The organism is Pleionea litopenaei (assembly GCF_031198435.1).
GTDB lineage: Bacteria > Pseudomonadota > Gammaproteobacteria > Enterobacterales > Kangiellaceae > Pleionea > Pleionea litopenaei.
On record NZ_CP133548.1, the window covers coordinates 2317049 to 2335223 of the forward strand.

The 18175-nt window shown below is 40.8% G+C and carries 17 protein-coding genes; 4 read left to right on the forward strand and 13 right to left on the reverse strand.

Annotated features, from left to right (window positions below; genetic code table 11):
• Positions 1-158: 158 nt before the first annotated feature.
• The 6 genes from Q9312_RS10440 to Q9312_RS10465 form a co-directional block, all read right to left on the reverse strand.
• Positions 159-779, reverse strand: a complete 621-nt coding sequence (locus Q9312_RS10440) for a HutD/Ves family protein (RefSeq protein WP_309200784.1) — start codon at positions 777-779, stop codon at positions 159-161.
• Between the two features lie 42 nt (positions 780-821).
• Positions 822-1235, reverse strand: coding sequence for a hypothetical protein (locus Q9312_RS10445; protein WP_309200785.1), 414 nt, complete (start codon positions 1233-1235; stop codon positions 822-824).
• 96 nt (positions 1236-1331) lie between these two features.
• Positions 1332-1781: a hypothetical protein gene (locus Q9312_RS10450; RefSeq protein WP_309200786.1), complete on the reverse strand. Its 450-nt coding sequence runs from the start codon at positions 1779-1781 to the stop codon at positions 1332-1334.
• A 171-nt stretch (positions 1782-1952) separates the two neighbouring features.
• The gene (locus Q9312_RS10455) at positions 1953-2156 is read right to left on the reverse strand and encodes a GNAT family N-acetyltransferase (RefSeq protein ID WP_353961532.1); all 204 of its coding nucleotides are present in this window, start codon (positions 2154-2156) and stop codon (positions 1953-1955) included.
• 6 nt (positions 2157-2162) lie between these two features.
• Positions 2163-2408 (reverse strand): hypothetical protein, encoded by a 246-nt coding sequence (locus tag Q9312_RS10460; protein ID WP_309200788.1) that lies wholly within the window; start codon positions 2406-2408, stop codon positions 2163-2165.
• A gap of 12 nt (positions 2409-2420) precedes the next feature.
• Positions 2421-3368 (reverse strand): AraC family transcriptional regulator, encoded by a 948-nt coding sequence (locus Q9312_RS10465; protein WP_309200789.1) that lies wholly within the window; start codon positions 3366-3368, stop codon positions 2421-2423.
• 148 nt (positions 3369-3516) lie between these two features.
• Between Q9312_RS10465 and Q9312_RS10470 the strand changes: the two genes are divergently transcribed.
• Both Q9312_RS10470 and Q9312_RS10475 read left to right on the forward strand, forming a co-directional pair.
• Positions 3517-4182, forward strand: coding sequence for an NAD(P)-dependent oxidoreductase (locus Q9312_RS10470; protein ID WP_309200790.1), 666 nt, complete (start codon positions 3517-3519; stop codon positions 4180-4182).
• 17 nt (positions 4183-4199) lie between these two features.
• Complete coding sequence (locus tag Q9312_RS10475) at positions 4200-6377, forward strand: serine hydrolase (RefSeq protein WP_309200791.1); 2178 nt, start codon at positions 4200-4202, stop codon at positions 6375-6377.
• 173 nt (positions 6378-6550) lie between these two features.
• Here Q9312_RS10475 and Q9312_RS10480 read toward each other — a convergent pair whose 3' ends face one another.
• The 4 genes from Q9312_RS10480 to Q9312_RS10495 form a co-directional block, all read right to left on the reverse strand.
• Positions 6551-7459 (reverse strand): tetratricopeptide repeat protein, encoded by a 909-nt coding sequence (locus Q9312_RS10480; RefSeq protein WP_309200792.1) that lies wholly within the window; start codon positions 7457-7459, stop codon positions 6551-6553.
• A gap of 137 nt (positions 7460-7596) precedes the next feature.
• The gene (locus Q9312_RS10485) at positions 7597-9087 is read right to left on the reverse strand and encodes a methyl-accepting chemotaxis protein (protein WP_309200793.1); all 1491 of its coding nucleotides are present in this window, start codon (positions 9085-9087) and stop codon (positions 7597-7599) included.
• 1 nt (position 9088) lies between these two features.
• Positions 9089-9604 (reverse strand): DUF6436 domain-containing protein, encoded by a 516-nt coding sequence (locus tag Q9312_RS10490; RefSeq protein WP_309200794.1) that lies wholly within the window; start codon positions 9602-9604, stop codon positions 9089-9091.
• 387 nt (positions 9605-9991) lie between these two features.
• On the reverse strand, positions 9992-10441 hold the full coding sequence (locus Q9312_RS10495; RefSeq protein ID WP_309200795.1) for a DUF4920 domain-containing protein: 450 nt from the start codon (positions 10439-10441) through the stop codon (positions 9992-9994).
• A 268-nt stretch (positions 10442-10709) separates the two neighbouring features.
• On the opposite strand from Q9312_RS10495, the gene Q9312_RS10500 reads away from it, so the two are divergent.
• Entirely contained in the window at positions 10710-11636 is a 927-nt protein-coding gene (locus Q9312_RS10500; RefSeq protein ID WP_309200796.1) for an NAD-dependent epimerase/dehydratase family protein, read from the forward strand.
• 420 nt (positions 11637-12056) lie between these two features.
• Here Q9312_RS10500 and Q9312_RS10505 read toward each other — a convergent pair whose 3' ends face one another.
• The 3 genes from Q9312_RS10505 to Q9312_RS10515 all read right to left on the reverse strand — a co-directional run bounded on the left by Q9312_RS10505 (position 12057) and on the right by Q9312_RS10515 (position 17051).
• Positions 12057-13973: a methyl-accepting chemotaxis protein gene (locus Q9312_RS10505; RefSeq protein WP_309200797.1), complete on the reverse strand. Its 1917-nt coding sequence runs from the start codon at positions 13971-13973 to the stop codon at positions 12057-12059.
• Positions 13974-14110: 137 nt separating this feature from the next.
• The gene (locus Q9312_RS10510) at positions 14111-15601 is read right to left on the reverse strand and encodes a S41 family peptidase (RefSeq protein WP_309200798.1); all 1491 of its coding nucleotides are present in this window, start codon (positions 15599-15601) and stop codon (positions 14111-14113) included.
• Positions 15602-15749: 148 nt separating this feature from the next.
• Positions 15750-17051, reverse strand: a complete 1302-nt coding sequence (locus tag Q9312_RS10515; RefSeq protein WP_309200799.1) for a winged helix-turn-helix domain-containing protein — start codon at positions 17049-17051, stop codon at positions 15750-15752.
• 367 nt (positions 17052-17418) lie between these two features.
• On the opposite strand from Q9312_RS10515, the gene Q9312_RS10520 reads away from it, so the two are divergent.
• A complete protein-coding gene (locus tag Q9312_RS10520; protein WP_309200800.1) occupies positions 17419-18159 on the forward strand; it encodes a GGDEF domain-containing protein in 741 nt (246 codons plus the stop codon).
• The last annotated feature ends 16 nt before the right edge of the window (positions 18160-18175 follow it).

Consider the following 18175-nt stretch of genomic DNA (forward strand, 5'->3'; position numbering starts at 1 on the left):
TTACGTGGAGTTGCCGAATGAAATCTGCAGAAGAACCGTGTTGAATCCGTCCAATTAGGTCTTCAACATCTCTGCTACCGAATTCAGTTTGGGCATGTTCCAAGGTCACACCCTTCAAGTCTGGAAGGGCCACCATTTTTACACTTTCTCTGTGATCCCTACCGAATAAAAACGCGGGCTACAAATATTTGAGCTTTATCGTCAGAACAATGAACCGATTTTAGCTGATTTGTTCTATTGATCAGGGTATGTTTAGCAGTAAGTCTCTTAACTCTGCTATCACCATCAAGGGTTTGATATTCGAGGTCACACTCGCCAGAAATAATATAAATTAGATCAATGCATTGAGTTTGATCTTTACTGCTGAAAAAATCTGGCCATAAAAGGGTTTGATTTTGGAGCGTCAGCACATCAACCACGAAGTCAGCAAGGCGCTGATCAACCATTAAATTAAAATCCTTGATAGTACCCTTTATTAGCTCACAATCTGTTTGCCATTGACCAGAAAAGATCTGTCTCTGCAAAGGCGCATCAACGGAAATCCACTCCTGCTGATTAAACCGCAGTCGCATACCAGCGCCTTCGAGTAACATGATGCAACGCTGATAATGTTCAAATAATGAAAATGGCCCATCTTGAGACACCGTTGCAATGGATAATCGCCACAGTGGTAATTGGTCGTCTGGATGACACTGCTCCGACACAGCTAGTTGACAGGTCTCTCCACCGCCATTCTTCCATGGCATAGTGATGTAATCGACAGGAGAATAAATAAGCATCTGTAAATTCCTTCCGATGAATCTTTCAGCTCGTGACCATCCTTAACGTAAGTATAGCCACTGGAAAAGTACGACCAAAACTAAAATCACATGAGGAAAAGCGACGGTTGGTCGTATTGCTTGAACAGCGTACTCTTTGATCTTTGCCATACCTTTGGATTCAAGCCTTTGATATTCGCTATTGAATTGAAAACCAGCAGCGTCGGGCCCTTCTCTCATATACTTTTCAATATCTAACAACCTTGGCTCTAAACGAGATTGAAAGGTCTTCCAAATTGAATCCTGTAGCCATAACACCGCTAAAATAAAAATGCATGACACCGAGTCAACCCTCATCATTTCAGAAAGAAAAAGTACAAAAATACTCAGCAGTTTTATGTACAACGAGTGTTGTTCATAACTTTCGAATTGATTTTGAAGTAGACACCATTCCGTTTCGTGCTTCTCATTACTCATAAGATTTCCTAATAATTCTTGTTAATTAAGTCCTTTGTGTTCTGCCAGGCATTTACACTCGTTGCGATAAGATTGAACAAGATTTCTATCGTTCAGTTAATTATGTTCATCATTCTTATCATTGCTCGAATTCCATTTAAAGATAACGATTGCTAAAAATATCAGGCCAAAGGGTGTTCCAAACGGAAAGACTAAAGTCCATAAAATAGAGACTATTATAAGGTAAATATTAAGATACTTAGAACGATAATATGAAATAAATAATGCAATCGAATTTAAAATAATTCCAGGAGTTGAAATAATCATACATAGATATAGATACGCAAGCGCAGAACTTAAAGCTCCAGCCATATGTGAATCATCACCTCCGTGAAGAGTAATCGTTTGAAAGGTATCGTAAAGCCTTAAAACAAATATGGTCCAACCAAAAATGATGCCTAAATGAAAAATAGCGCCGATAATCGAAAGTACTTTCCCGACTTTTAGACGCTTTTTGATTGGTGTGGACATATCGCTTTCTGGCGACTGATAGATATTTTGTTCCATATCTTTAATAATTTATATCCTGTTTATAACTCTCATTCTATTCAACGCTGCTCGTCAGCATTATGCCAGTTCGGTTCATTGTAAAATTGACTCTTTCTCTCAAGCCAAAACTCACTAGTTATACATTAAGTCAGAGCTTTAAAACTACCTAAAGGCATATCTACCAAGAACTCAAAGCGCTAATTTGAATCCTTCATGAGTTGCTTTAAATCCTAGCTTTTCATAAAAGCGAATGGCGTCGGGTCGCAGTTTGTCACTGGTCAATTGAACAATCTTACATCCTTTTTCCTTAGCCATTTCGAAAGCATGAAGAAACATTTTTTCTCCTATTCCTTGACCGCGAAAAGAGTCATCAATACGCACGCCTTCAATCAAACAGCGTCAAGTGCCGACATGGGTTACATAAGGAATGAACGTCAATTGCATCATACCGATGACTTGATTCGATATCTCTACAACTAATAGTTGATTGTTTACATCATTAGAGATCGCATGAAACGCATCGACATAGGCTGAGTTTAATGGCCTCGATATATCTTCGCGCTGACTTCCTAGCTTATCTCTGGCGAGTAATGAAACCATGGTTTCTAAGTCGGCAATTTTGGCTGTACGAAAATGTATATTCAAAGATAACTCCCGCTAAACCGCGTCATTTCGAAATACTTTATTCACCTCAGAAACACTGTACCCCATGGTCTTTTTAAAGGCTCTTCGAAACGCAGATTCAGATTGATAACCTAAACTCTCAGACAATGCGTAGTCCACTTTCGCACCCTCGCGAATTTTCATGGCGGCCAAATTCATTCTCCAATGGGTCAAGTAATTCAGTACCGTGTCACCCACCAGTTGACTAAAGCGATTAGAAAAGGCGGTTCTCGATAACCCAACTTCTTTGCCGAGCATTTCAACCGTCCATGCGACTTGTGGTTGCGAGTGCATTTTAGAAAGTGCTTTACCAATTTTTTCATCTCTTATTGCACTCAACCAAGAGCCTTTGATATCAATGTCTCTTTCAACCCAAGTGCGAATGGCTTGAATTAGCAAAACATCAGCCAACCGCGTAATAACCGTCTCGCCGCCAATAAATTCTCCCGATGCTTCGCGAATGACCAAGCGAACAATCTCACCTATTACATTGCTAAATACATGTTCTTCTCGACCAATATGAATAATATCTGGCATTTCTTTTATCAGTCGTTCACCAGCCGGATGACTGATCCTAACGATGCCACAGAGAATATTCGTTTGTGGCGCTTGCTCGGTATTTATCGCAATGGTGTCATAATGCTTACTGATTTGCTTAATCGGCAAATCAAAGAGGAATTCAGCTTCATTCTCAGGGTTAGCTTTTAGCTCATGACCACAGGCTCTACTGATAAACACTAAGTCACCCGTTTCCATTCGAATGCTCTCACCATTCACCAAAACAAAGCAGCGACCACTGGTGACAATATGAAACATGCTAGTATTTTCAAAGGGCGGTAACGCAATGCCCCACCGCTCACCACCTAACGTGGACCGGCTGTAGTACATGCTGTCTAACTTTAAGTAATGAAGAATCTGTTGGTAGCTACTCTCACCGCTCAAAGACGTCTCCCATTTAAATTTGTACGATCTGCACAATATTAAGCACTGACTGCCATAGATAGTACACCACCTTATGTTCAATAATCTAGCTTCACACCAAGGGTAGGTGAGATTTCACCATCAAATAGCGCAACCAAGAGGGCATATCATGAAGACGATTAAAAAAGTATTAGTTATTGGTGCCACAGGAGGTTCAGGGCGCAGCACCGTTAAGGCGCTAGTAAAGAGCGGATACCAAGTTACCGCACTGTCTCGGCAGGCATCTTTAGAATTTAAACGACCAGTACTGACCATCGATGGCTCTGTATTAGATTCTGTAACATTAAAGTCAGCGATAGCGGGACAAGATGCTGTTATTGTTACGCTCGGGATCAGCGAGAACCCTTTTCGCGTGCGCCTAAAAGGACCACAACATACGCCAATGAATATTCGCAGTGCAGGCACCAGAAATATTATTGAGTTAATGAAGGAACACAAGATTAATCGCTTGATTGTTCAAACATCGTATGGCTCAGGACCAAGCAAAGATTTACTGCGGCTTCGAGATAAGCTGCTATTTAACTTATTATTGAAGCCACAAATTGCAGATACCGATACCCAAGACCGTTATGTGCGAGAAAGCGGTCTTAATTGGACCATCGTGCAACCCGTGCATTTAAGTAGTGAACCGAAAGCAAACAACAAGCTCTTTGCTTCACCAGAACTTGTCGTTTCAAAATGGTCAATTTCAAGGGAATTGGTCGGTGAATTTAATGCAACTTCGCTTTTTGATTCATCAACTTATAATCAAACGATGGCGCTTTCATCGATATAGAAGCAGAGGAAAAATGAATGTTTTCAACCAACAATAAGTTCTGTGTATTAATCGTTAGTTTTATATTCTACTCAACCATTGCAGAGGCTAATGATAAAGATGAAGAGCTAAAAAATCTCATTAACGCTGCAAATGAGATTTCCTCAAATTACTATGATCTCGGTTGGTTTTCCGGGAGTATCTTAATTGCTAAAAACAACCAAACGGTATTTGAGCGTTCACTCGGATTACAAAACCAAGAAAGCAAAACAGCTAACCAATCAGCGACACGCTACAATCTTGGTTCAATTATGAAAGACTTTACTCGAGTATTAGTGTTGCAACATATTCAGTCTAAAGAACTAAGCCTCGAGTCTACACTTGACGAGTTTGAGCTTGGGTTTCCAGTGGAGACCGCTAGAAAGATTACGGTTGAACATCTGCTAACACATCGTTCAGGCTTTGCAGATATTTTCAATGCAGAATATCGAGAAAATCCTTTAAAGTTTGATAGCTTACAGAAAAAGCTCAATCTACTTTTAAAACAGCCTCTACTATTTGAGCCAGGCACAGATTATCGTTACACCAATTACGGCTATATTGTTCTTGGAAGCATTCTTGAGAAAATCACACAAAAATCCTTCTCACAATTGCTCAGAGAGAGAATTTTATCTCCATTAGAACTCGTTCACTCCACACTTGATCCCAACCAAACACATTCAATGCAGTCTACGCGCTACACCTACTTATACGACAACTCACTTAAAGAAGTTGGAGTCACTGAGCACCCAGGACCCGATGGTGGTCTCGAGTCTACAACGTCTGATGTACAAACGTTTTATCACTCACTCTTTCATAGTAAAAAACTACTTAACACAGACTCACCAATCTTTAAGCAAGTTTTTGGATCACAAGAAGACCATTGGGGTTCTTACGGTGGCGGTCTAGGGATCAGTGCCGCAGTAGAAGTCGATTTAAAAAATAATGTTGAGATTATTGTTCTCGCCAACACTGACAATTTGGTTGCAGAAAGAATCTCGGGGCGAATTTTAAACTACCTTCGCGAGAAAACCTATCAGCCAGTGAAACCTCGGGCACAAAACCTAGCTTATTCGTATTACAAAAAGTTTGGCAAAGAAAAGTTTTTCAGCAATTTTAAGGCTCATTATCAAGAGCAAGGCTATCAACAATTTATTGGTCGCCCCATAAATGATTTAGGTATGCAATTAATTAAAACTCAGTCGTGGTCAGAAGCACTTGATGTATTTAACTACCTTGTGCATTTATTCCCCAAAGCTCCGCAAGCTTACGATAGTTTAGCGTACGGCTATTTTAAACAAGGTAAGTTTGAGAAAGCTAAAGCCACATTTTTAACGGCTCTTAACATTAGCCCTGACTTTAAAAGCGACTACTCTAGCAATAACTATGGTGTCGAGAATTATTACTTAGGACAAAGACCGCCGGGTAATACGCCAATCGTATTTGCTCCTGGCATCGTAACGACCGACAACTACACTTACGGACCTACTTTCACTCCAAGTATGAAAGAGTTTCATTTTTTAAGAATTAAAGGCGATAACGATCACATTGAACACGTAACCTATCGGTACAATGACTTCCGCTGGGAGCTCGAGTCCGAGTCTAAACGCTCTGGTCAACCTATGATTTCACCCAGCGGCACCACAATGCATTTAGGAAGCCGATACCGAGACAAGCAGGATAACGGTTGGTCCGATGTTAAAGAGCATGGCTTACCCTTTAGCGAAATTAGTATTATGCGAATGACCAGTTCGCTTAACGGATTGCATGTATTTGATGAAATTGGTTCTGCAAAGGGTGATGGGAAAATTCGTTATTCTCAATTGAATAAAGGAACACTCGACGCTCCTAATGTGTTTGGAAAAGAAATCAATGCAGGAACGTTTAATGCGCATCCCTTTATCGCGCCTGACGAAACCTATATGATTTGGGACAGTCGCCGAGAAAGTGGTTTTGGTCATTCCGATCTGTATATTAGCTTTCGACAAGCTGACGGTTCGTGGGGCAAAGCAATCAATATGGGCGACGATATTAATAGTGAAGGATGGGATGCTGCCGCCAGTGTAACACCCGATGGAAAATACATTTTCTTTCATCGGCTCAATGATTCTGGGAATGCCAATATATATTGGGTCAAAGCGGATATCATTGAACAATTGAAAGCATCCAATAAATAGTAAAGCCTTTTCAACCATAAGTGCATAAACAATAAGGGCTTCAACAATAACTGCATTAACGACATGGGCTTACAAGCTACAGTTAAGCTTAAAAAGGATGGAGAGTTACTCAACCAACTCCATCCTTAGCTAGCGACAAACAGATTAAAGAAGCTAGGTAATCTTTCTGGTAGCTACTTAAATCGTTTGACTGCACGAAGTAAACTTTCGTCGCTAGAGTCACTAATTAACGCTAAATGAGCACTGGTTTTCTCTTTATTATTTGCGAGTCTATATAACTGAGCGATTCTAAAGTTAGCCCACTCATTCGAAGGAACCTTCGAAGAATTTGATGAGTTGTCAATAAAGTATTGTAACGCAGCAATTCCTTTCTCAAGATTTGTTTCGCTAAATAATGCGGTTCGACCGACCTGATACCAAGCGTTTAATTTGAACTCGAGATCATCATCAATGCCAGCTTTAATGGACAGCTGAAATTGTTGACTGGCCTCTTCATATTGTTTGTTTTCTTGCAGAAAAAGACCTAATCGATAATAAAACTCGGCATGATTAGGAAAGGCTTCAACACCTTTTCTCAATACCACTTCAAAAGATTTTAAGTCTTCTATCTCGCGAAAAAAACGTAACTTTGCTCGAGCGCCTCTGAGTGCATCGAGCTTTTCAATTGCTTGAACCTGCTCGAACGCTAACTCTTCGTCTCCCCCTGCAATCGACGGAGCGCCTAAGTAAAAAGACATTAATCCGCTGCGATATTCAATATTAGTTGGCGCTAATGCAACCGCACTTTTAAAACAGTCTAAAGACTTATTCGCGTAACTAAGAGCCGAAAATATGGCATCACTTGCCTGCTTACTCATAATTTGGCCACACGCAAATTGGATCTCCGCGCTTTGTGGTGCTAGGTCTAAAGCTTGTTCAATATATTTCTCAGCGTTATCGAGATCAGCGTTAATGAAGCTAACGGCCTTGTCTAACGCATGCAAAGCTTCAGGCGAAACATTCCTTTTAAGCAAAGCCTCTGAAGCAGGAATGAATCCCGATATTCCGATTAATATGAGTAAACCGCTCGTAAAATGTTTCATTGTAAGTCCTCCCTAATATTACTTTAAGCAAGTCTAACGAGAGGAATTACTAGAAAAGAGTGCCAAAAGTCACTTATTCAAAAAAATAAACGAGCAGCGTTGCTAAATAGTCAAAGTTAATCTTACTAAAATCGGCACTACCTAAATTTAAATCGCTGTAAACTAAGCTTGTTATCATTCACTATTCTTGCTAACTCAGAACCGACATTCGCTAACGAGCGGACTTTATCAACACTCTGGTTCGCACTGGCTTGTAAATCATTGGTTTGCTTAGCGATTTCTTGAGTTGCAGAGTGCTGTTGTCGAACAGTCTCAGAGGTTTCCTGAATTTCTGCAGCGATACTCCTCACTCGGTCAGCTAATTCAATCAAAGAAGTAAGCGCTTCTTCCGATTTACTGGCACTTTGCTGCGCTTGTTCACGACTACGATTCATCGACTCAGATGAGGCAGCACTACCCACTTGTAAACGCTCAATCATTCCTTGAATTTCGTCGGTCGATTGTTGTGTTTTACTCGCCAAATTTCGAACTTCATCCGCTACTACCGCAAAACCTCGCCCTTGTTCTCCGGCTCTTGCCGCCTCTATGGCTGCATTTAACGCTAAGAGATTGGTTTGCTCAGCAATACTTTTAATAACGTCGAGTACAGATTCAATTTGTTTGTGGTCGGAAACAAGCTTATCAATTTCTCGAGAAAGCGACTCCATATCAGACGATAGCATTTCCATATTCTCTCGATTTTTCTGAACGATTATCCGAGAAGTTTCCGCATGACGGTTTGTCTCTTGCACCGCACTTTCTGTTGACTCCATTCCATTATTGATAACGCCAATTGAACCGGAAAGCTGTTCCGTTGCCGTTGAGATCAGCTCCACTCGTTGTTGCTGTTCGACTGCCGAATTTCCGGAAAACTCTGATAACTCGGCTAAATGAGAACTTTGCTCAGATATCATATTGATATCTGAATGAACTTTACTTAGAACACCACTAAGGGATTCCAGTAACTCATTAAACTCGCGCGTTGTTGTATTGAGATCGTCACATCGATGTCTTAGGTCAAAGCTGTCGCCGTCGCCTATTATTTGTTGAATCACACTTTCTAATTGATCACCCGCCGCAACATCTCGATTCATTCGACTCGCAAAGAACAACAAGAATATTGCTTCAACAATCACATACAATGCATGAATGATCACCAGTTCCCAAGATGGACTCACAAATACGTAAACCCCAGCTTGTTGTGTCTGTAAATAATTGAACAGAAAGTGATGAGCGGCTATGACAACAACAGCGACAATTATCGGTAGAAAATCTCGATAGGCCAGCAATACGGCGAGAAGAGAAAAGATAATAAAATGTGATTCGATAATACCCTGACTTTGATGAATGTGTAGCGCTGATAAAACCATTAAGGCAGCACCAAAGGTGACTTGACTGGTTCTCGTTTCAGGAGCTGTTTTCGCTACAAGCGTGCAAACCACCGCGGTAATAATACTTACGGTAATACCTGAGCCCCAGGTGTCAAAGCGCGCGGAATAGAAAATGGAAAATAACGCTATAGCGTAAACAAGATACAATAATAGTTGCGTTGTTTCTCGGCAAACTTTCGCATTGAACTCCAACGTCATCTTATTGCTCCTTAGGATAACAAAAACACCCATTGACGGATGTATTTAACCAAAACTGTTTTAAACTCTGATTCGCTTGTTGCTCGGTCCAGTTGACTAGTCCATTGTTGATACAAGCTTGACCGAACCCGAACGCACCAAAGTAAATCAACTCTCCTTCACTAACCATTACCAACGTTGGTATCGCAGGCATTGGAACCGGCAAATCATTAGCTTGAATTCGATAAAGTTTCGCACCGTCTATCTTAACCAGTGACATCAAGTGTCGTTGAACAACTTGATTACATGAGCAATCATCCTCAGTAATGTAGACTATCGAGAGACGCTCGCTAATGCTTCGGTCTCGAATGATCGGCTGCCAAAGTTCTTGAACATATTGCTCATCAAGAAAGTCTACAAATTGCTGTCGAAGCAAATACTCATCGCTCTCTAGTGTGGAAAATACCCAAAGCGCGAATAAACTTGTCGGTAGCCAAGCTATAACGAGTAATTTGATATGCCATGGTGCCTTCATCATGTAAATATAGGTCAACCCAGCCGAATTTCAATGCTTCAAGTGATTATCAATTATTGCAGTGCAATGTAATGAGTGAGGGTAATAAAGAAGGGAAGTTGTCAGTCTAAAACAAGAAGTGTTGGTGATTAATCAAAAAACTATGCGATTCTCCACCGAGTTTCTCGACAGTGTTTTCTTACACGATTAGCGACCATTCCAAAGTCGGTTACTCGCATTTCTTTGACATTTGATCTTTGACGACTAACAGCTTTGTGAAATACATGCTGACTATCATATTCAAGTAATTTCAATCTGTATTAAGGGAAATAGGAGCACGAGAGTCGATAAGAGCAACTATTGCCCTTATCGATGTAATTACTATCGTCTAGAAAATATTCAAATGCTTATTCAATCGAGAATAGTAACGCCTGTTGGATTCAACTGATAGAGAGTCAAAGCTTCGGTGATCGAGTTAGGGTCGAAAGTCGTACCTTGCTCTTCGGCAATATGTTCGTAGTACTGTCGAGTTTGCTCAAGATCCATTTTTCGTTCAACTAACACGCCAGTTGCAAGACCTTTCTTGCCCTTCGCAGCGACGGGAAAAACCATATCACCGTCTTTCACTTTTATCTTTAGTGATTGGTTTTCTACATCACTTTTAAAGGTCATCCAACAACCACGCTTTTTACATACAGCAGTAATTTCACCACTGACAGTAATGGTTTTATCTTTGAAGTCTGACGCATTACTGAGTAGCTTCGATATAGATACTAGCTTGGTTTTATCGGCCCCTTCGCCGTAGGTAACATCAGCGTATGAAAGAATCGGTAAAAGTAACAAAAGGACCAAAACACGCATAAAAATCTCCAATTTTTTTATTTAAATGTAGTAACTCAATTTAGCTAGATTAACTAAGCCCTTAAACGTCTAAGTTTTATCATGACATTGACCGACAGGTCTATAGTCTTAAAGTCTATAGGTTATATAGTCTATAGCTTTAAACCTAAAGAGAACCCAATAGACACCATGCCTATCTTAAATCTCAAATCTCGAATACATTCATTTGACAATCATCTAGTAAAAATTTTAGAGTTCTTTTGATTTAATTAAATCAAGAAGCTCCTCTATGCAAACAATCCTTGGTGCTAATGGTCAAATCGGTACGGAATTGGCGAGAACACTGCATAATAATTATACCGAGCAAGTTCGTGTCGTCAGTCGCTCTCCGATTAAAATCAATGATAATGATCAAGTAGTCAGTGCCGATCTGCGGAACCCGATTGATACTTTAAACGCGATAAAGGGTTCAGAGGTGGCCTATCTTACTGCGGGGCTCCCATTGAATACCAGAATGTGGCAAGAGCAGTGGCCCATAATTATGCAAAATGTAATTGGTGCCTGCATTACTGAACAAGTCAAGCTTGTGTTTTTCGATAACACTTACATGTACCCGCAAACCAATGAACCTCAAGACGAGACCATGCGTTTTGAGCCTAGTGGTCCTAAAGGAAAGGTAAGAGCTCAGATCGCCACAATGCTGTTAGAGGCTATGCACACCCAGCGACTATCAGCGATGATTTGCCGTGCACCAGAGTTTTATGGTCCCGGTAGAACACAAAGCATTACCAATGTGTCTATTTTAGAAAAACTAAAAGCGAGACAAAGAGCTAACGTGTTTTTACGAGACGATACGTTTCGCACCCTCATATTTACACCCGATGCTAGCCGAGCGATGGCTCTTTTAGGCAATACAGAAGATGCTTATCAACAAACTTGGCACCTACCTTGTGATGATAATCGGCAAACCTATCGACAATTAATTAAAACATCGGAAGAGATTTTAGGGTTGACGAGTGACTATAGAATCTTAAGCCAATGGCAACTAAAGCTTGTTGGACTTTTTAATCAAACAATTAAAGAAACCATTGAGTTACTTCCGCGCTACTCCGTCGACAACATTTTTCTTTCAAGTAAATTCAAAGAACGCTTTCCTGACTTTGCCGTAACGACTTATCAACGTGGGCTGGAACAGTACTTTAATGACGATATTTAATCTAGATAATCAATCAATAAAAAACACGAATGAAAAAGAAGTCAAAACGGTTAATGCAATAGAGAATAGAAGACCCAGATAAAACAGCCATTTAAAAATTATCATTTGACGATTCAAGTAGACGATATACCAGACATTAAAATAAGGGCCTAAGGAATAAAAAATATTCGCAAAAATCCCATAAATTAATCCGCCAACCAGAAATTGCTTTAAGTTAGTACCCGGTATAACTGGAAAAGTTATCAATGGTATACTTCCAGCCAAAAGCAAAAGTACATTAAATAATATCCGTTTTTTCTCCCAGTACTTCACGATAGTCGATGCTCGGCAATCTATTTGAGAGTCCGTTGCTACTTCAGAATATTGATACGGGTTGCTCACCACTTAATAGTCTCCGCGGTCGGTTACTGTTTAAAAGATCTAAGTCTTAAATTGAGAAACTAAGGCCGATAATCGACCAGAAAGCCTAGTTAAATTATCACTCACTGATTGAGCACTGCTGACGCCTTCAGCTGATTTATCGGCTAACACTGCAATTGAGCTCACATTTTTATTAATATCATTAGCCACCGCGCTTTGTTCCTGTGCCGCAGTTGCAATTTGTGTGTTCATACTAGAAATGGACGCTATAGCCTGAGTAATAGTAACCAAAGAATCTTCGGCCTCACTTGCTTTGCTGAGAGTAACATCGGCTTCTTTTCTTCCAGACTGCATGGCTTCCACGGCTGAGTTAGCGCCAGCTTGCAATGACTCAATGATGTCTTGAATTTCTCGAGTTGACTCTTGCGTCCTGCTCGCGAGTGTTCGTACTTCGTCGGCAACAACTGCAAATCCACGGCCTTGCTCCCCGGCTCTCGCGGCCTCAATCGCAGCGTTAAGTGCCAGCAAATTTGTTTGCTCTGCAATGCCTTTAATTACATCTAACACCGTATCGATATTTTGTGTTTGCTTTTGCAGCTCTCCGGTTACATTACCAATTTGTTGAACTTCACCTGCGAGCTTAGACACTGACTGCACAGTTTCATCAACAATGACGTTGATTTGCTTAGCTTGCCTATCTGCTTCTAACGCAAAGTCCGCAGCTTCCGTAGTATTGGTTGCAACTTCATGAACCGATGCTGACATTTCATTAATTGCCGCAGCAACTTGCTCAACGCCAAGCTTTTGCTCATCAACCGTTGCTCGGGTCGATTGAGCGATCTGTAACATTTCGCTTGCTGAACCACTCAGCGTCTTTGTCGAATCAGCAACATCAACAATAAGGTTTCGAATTTTTTCAGCAAACTTATTAAACGCTTTTCCGAGCCTAGCAAGTTCGTTATTGCCTTGCTCTTCAAGTCTTTGAGTTAAATCACCATCGCCAGCGGCAATATCGTTTAAGGCACTAACAACCTCCTCAATGGGTTTACTGATGGTTCTTGTTAAAAAGAAAGAGAAAGCTATTCCGGCGATGAGCGCGAACAGGCCAATCATAAAGACTTCGTTTTGCTGGCTTTGAATCGCCTCGGCATAGTAAGAACGGTCCATTGCTACTTCTAAGACACCGATAATGTTTCCACTATAATCCCTAACTGGGCCGGCAATATGACCGGCTTCTCTACCATTAACTTTGTGCTGTTGTACCGGAGTTAACCCTTTCAATGCATCCATCAAAGTATTTGAGTCCAGCCGAGAAGCTGCATCAATGGTTCCCGCGAAATACGCCATGCCACCGCTTTCTACTAGGTGTAATGCAATGTCGATGTTATTTTGCTGCTTAAAATTATCGAAGAATGTTTGTCCAAAGGACATCCCAAACTCCAAAGACCCAATGTGCTTACCTTGAAATTTTACCGGAACCATTCCGCGTGAACCTAAACCAGCCACACCTTTCTCAAGGCCGCGAATTGCTTTCACTGATGTGTTCGTAGACACCACGGTGCTTCGAAAGGATGAGAGATCGTCTCCGAACTTCTCTGGCTTGTGAACACGCAAGAAAGACGTTGCAGGAGGTAAATGAAATTGAAATTGTCGCACCGCATAATCAGGATTCGACTTTAATACGTTAAATGAAGGAACGAGCATTTGCGCAAGTGCGTCTCTTTCTTTGTTCGCTAACCGCTGTTGAACCTCTGGAATATTACCCACCAGAGCACTCATCATTTCAGCCACTCGCCCTTCTTCTTCAATCTGCGAGAGCACTTGTCGATAGTAGGTCTCAAGCTCCCTCGCTTCGGCTTGCATCAATACCGACTTCATATTACTAATGCTTAGAATGGACACCAGTAGAATGGTTACAATAACGCTCAGAATAACTCCAAGGCCAATTTTCATATTGATATTAAGATTCTTAAACATAGCAATGAGACTCTTTCAAGACGATAGCAATACTTAGTACATAGACTAAAATATAGTCTACTTTTCAACTTCTTAGAAAATTAAGTAATGGACTATCTAAGAGTCAGGTTTTGAGCCGATCTTTAAGATTTAATGTCTTATTGCTTTTCTAGCCGACTTGATTTTAGGAAAGCTAGTACCTGCTTAAGTCTCTTCTCACGAGTGAGTCGCGCCTGGTAGTTTGGAATGATAACGTCTGGCGTCACACCGTCTGGTTGTGCCTCTCCATTCGGACGAATAATTAACGCCTTAGGATATCCTACCTGAATGCCCGTGTGAGTCAGCTTAAAATGTTCCATCGCTCCATAAGTTGTCGCTAAATCACTGGTTTTTTCACCGATGACCGTAGCAAATTGATAATCTTGAGCGATCGCAGCAACAGAGACGGCATTACTGTAAGAAAAGCGGTCAATCCACACGAATACATTTATATTTTTATCGACTATTGAGTGTGGCTTTGCATTCGGTAAGCTGTTGTCTAAAGGAAACGAAATAACATCACCTTCTTGATGACGACTATAGAAATCTTCAAGCTTGGTAGTGATATCATCGGCCGACCCGCTTTTTGGAAATCGAGCCTGATTAGCGGCACGAGAAAGTGCAGAGACTTTAATTCGAAAGTCGGATGCGAACCGAAAGGGTTTATCGGCAAACCATGCCAGCATCAAATCACTAAAGCTATTGGTACCTCCGGGATTACCGGTGATATCGATAACAATGGTCGATACATTAGCTTCAATAAAATGCTTGAAAGCGTCGTCAATAAAGGTTTTAAATTCCGTGTTATCCCATGTTTCAATCTCATTTGTCGCGTATACGTTATAAAACGGCCCAGGTTTCAAATAGCCTATTGCGCCATCGATGACTTTATATTCTCGAGGTTTTGAATCAGTTTGCGTTTGACTTTCTGATGTCTGTTGAGACTGCTTGTCTTGGGTCAGTGTGACTTGAACAATTTCAAAGACATTATTAGAGATCGGGTCTTTCAGTTTAAGATGGTAGCTTTCTTTTTGACCTTGATCTAACCACAACAAAGGCGCCACCATTTGTTCTAATAACTCATTGCGCAACTGAGCGTTATCTGCTGATAGGTAACCTCGAAGTGGTTTTAACCAATCATTCACAGAGATGCCATCAACCGATAGCACTTGATGACCATGTTTAATCTTATCCGATAAGCCAAAATACTGGTCAACTCGAACCTCGTTATCATCGATCGAAAAGGACAAGGGTAACGTTTTACCGCCTTGATCAATAAACGACATAAAATCAGCCATCGGGAAATCGATTCGCGTATGAGCTATATTCGCATGTGCTGCGAACTTCATAAAACGTTTCTGCGCTTCGAAAACCGTTAAAGGTTCATCCAACTCGGTGAGTCCTCGCGCAAACATAGAGTCAAACTCGGCTTTTGACCGGTGTGCATAGAGGTCATAACTACCTAGCTGTAATCCTGCGTAGAGTTGTTGAAAATCTTCCTTTAATTGCTCTGTTGAAATCAGCTTACTTGAATTCAATTGATCAGCATGACCAGATATAGACATAACAACGGGTATAACAATGGACAACCATCGGGTAACTATTCGCATGAAAAACACTCTTTTAAGTCTTTTGGAGTTTCAAGGTTATGTTTACTGAAAGAATAAGTCCTGACAAGATACTATGATTGCTCGGACAAAAAGCTGACAATAGCTATCTTATTGATAAATCGAAGTTTCTCAAACTCTTTAGAGGGTGCTATTTTTCTTCGAGCGGAAAGAGTTGGCGACATGCATACGCCGTCTTGAGTCTCTGGTTGATGGTTTCGCACAGATCTAAAGCCCCCGGAGAGTCGCCCGTCACATGAAATACTTTCGCTAACCCAATGCTCGCCTTCTCGTGTAATGGTGCGTATTTAATGGCTCGTCGATACCAGGTTTCAGCGACTTGATATTCTCCTAGTTCTCGATAATGCTCCCCCATCAAAGCCGCTAAACTTGCGATCCATGGCCGAATTTGCACTTCTTGTTCCGAGTACTGCTGCTCCATGGAAAAAAAGGCGCGCTCATACAATGTTAGCGCGACCTTCGGCTCACCAGTTGCCTTTTTTAACTCACCTAAGTTGATCAATACTGGCCAAGCCTTGCCTTCGACATCCAGCTCTAACGCACCTTGATAAATTTTAATGGCCCCGTCAAAGTCTCCTTGCGCTGACAGTACAAAACCTAAAGCTTTTAAAGCAACAATGCTATTGGGTCGAAGTGCAACTGCCTTTTCGGCCAATGTGCGTGCCCTCTTTAGCTGCGCTTGGGCTGCTTGGTTATTGAGCGCACCAGAGATGACTTTAGCGGTTAACGTATTAACGTCTGCTTGCTTGATTTCTGAATGAGCATCACCGCTCCAACGTAACGCGCGTTGTACCAATGCATTTGCAAGACCGGCATAGGCTTCTGCCGAATTTGGATGCAAGGTTAATTGCTGCTGATACAAGGTGATGGCCATTTCATTATCTGCTAGACGCATTTGATGATAGTAATCGTCTGCTTGTGCTAACAGATCATCTTTTGGACCACTAGGTGAATTAGAACTCTGAGAAAACCAGATGACGAAAGCGAGCAAAAGAAACATTATAAAAAAGACGATTATGATTAACGTTTTATATCTTAAGGCGACACTTTCTTCTTTCGGAAACTCTACCGGAGCGATTAATCGATACCCTCGTTTAGGAAGCGTCTCGATAAACGCAGGGTCTTTAGGGTCATCATTCAAACTTGCTCGCAAGCGAGAGATAGTTCTTAGCAAGGTGTCATCAGATACATACTGATTGGGCCATACTTTTTGAATCAGAGAATCTTTAGAAACAAGGCGACCATTGTTTAAGGCGAGGCACTGTAATACTTGGCTACTTTTAGGCTCTAATCGAATAGATTCTTCGGGATTGATGTCTCTGGACTGTTGCGCTTTTGTCGAAGGACTGTATTGCCAAGGTGTTATGAGGCCGCTATCAAAATCGACCATATAATCCCCAATACGTACTTTTGAAAAAACATTATCTTTCATAATTACAATATTTCGACAACTCAAGTAAATTAGAGAATGCTTAGAATCACAGACTACTACGCACAGCACAGATTATTATGCTCAAGCACAGAATATTAAAATCAAGCGTAGAGTATTAGATCAAGAATATACCACCATATTTACCCTATAAACAGTCTAGCGGCTTGCGCGATTTTAAACTTATTGAAACGTCTATCTCGACTCATAGAATGACTGACTTGTTTTTTCAATTATTGGTCTTAAGCGTCTATAGTTAATAAAGAGACTTTTAGTGAGGCTCTAAGCCGCTTTCTTTAAACGGGATTCTCTAAGTGAAACGTTGAGGGACTTAGCTAAATTAGTAAACTTTGTTAGAGGTCAACTTAGATTGAATATCAAAATGCTACTGGCTAAATTCGCTTTAGTAGCTTATGTAATAATTAAATCATTGAGTGCTTTTGCCAGCACAGAGAAACTGTTGTTAACCTCAGAGTCGCCAGTTTCTACTCTGCCTGCTCCATTCCAACTATTAGAACCATGGTTTATTGTTTCAGTATGCTTAATGTTAGTCATTATATACCTACTAAGAGTGAATCGTCGTATTAAGCGCCAACTCAATAAATATACGGATAAAAATAGTCAACTTGAATCCCCCAATAGGAAGCAGATATTAGATACGGCAAAACTCGAGTTCAACTCAGCGCAGCGCTATAAATACCCATTAACTATTACAATTATCGAAATTGACCACTTTAAGCAAGAGTTGGAGAAATCAAATAATTCTTCAGCGAAGAGTTCATCAGAAGAAACAGCGGAAGTATTTATGGAAAACTTTTCTAGTATTTGTCAGAAAATTATCAGAGAACAAGATTCATTTGGTAGATACAGCATTGAAGAGTGGCTTCTGGTCTTCCCACACACCAATATCACTGAGGCAGACACTATTTTACAAAGGATAAGAGCTGACATTTCCAATCTTTGTATTTCTAATGAAAAAGCAGCGACATTTAGCGCTGGATTAACTGAATTGGATGAACAGGATATTACGCTTAAAGATCTTATAAAACGTGCTGACGATGCTCTATTTATTGCTAAAGAACAAGGTAGAAATCGCAGTATAGTGTCTTAAGAATGTTTCTGCTGGG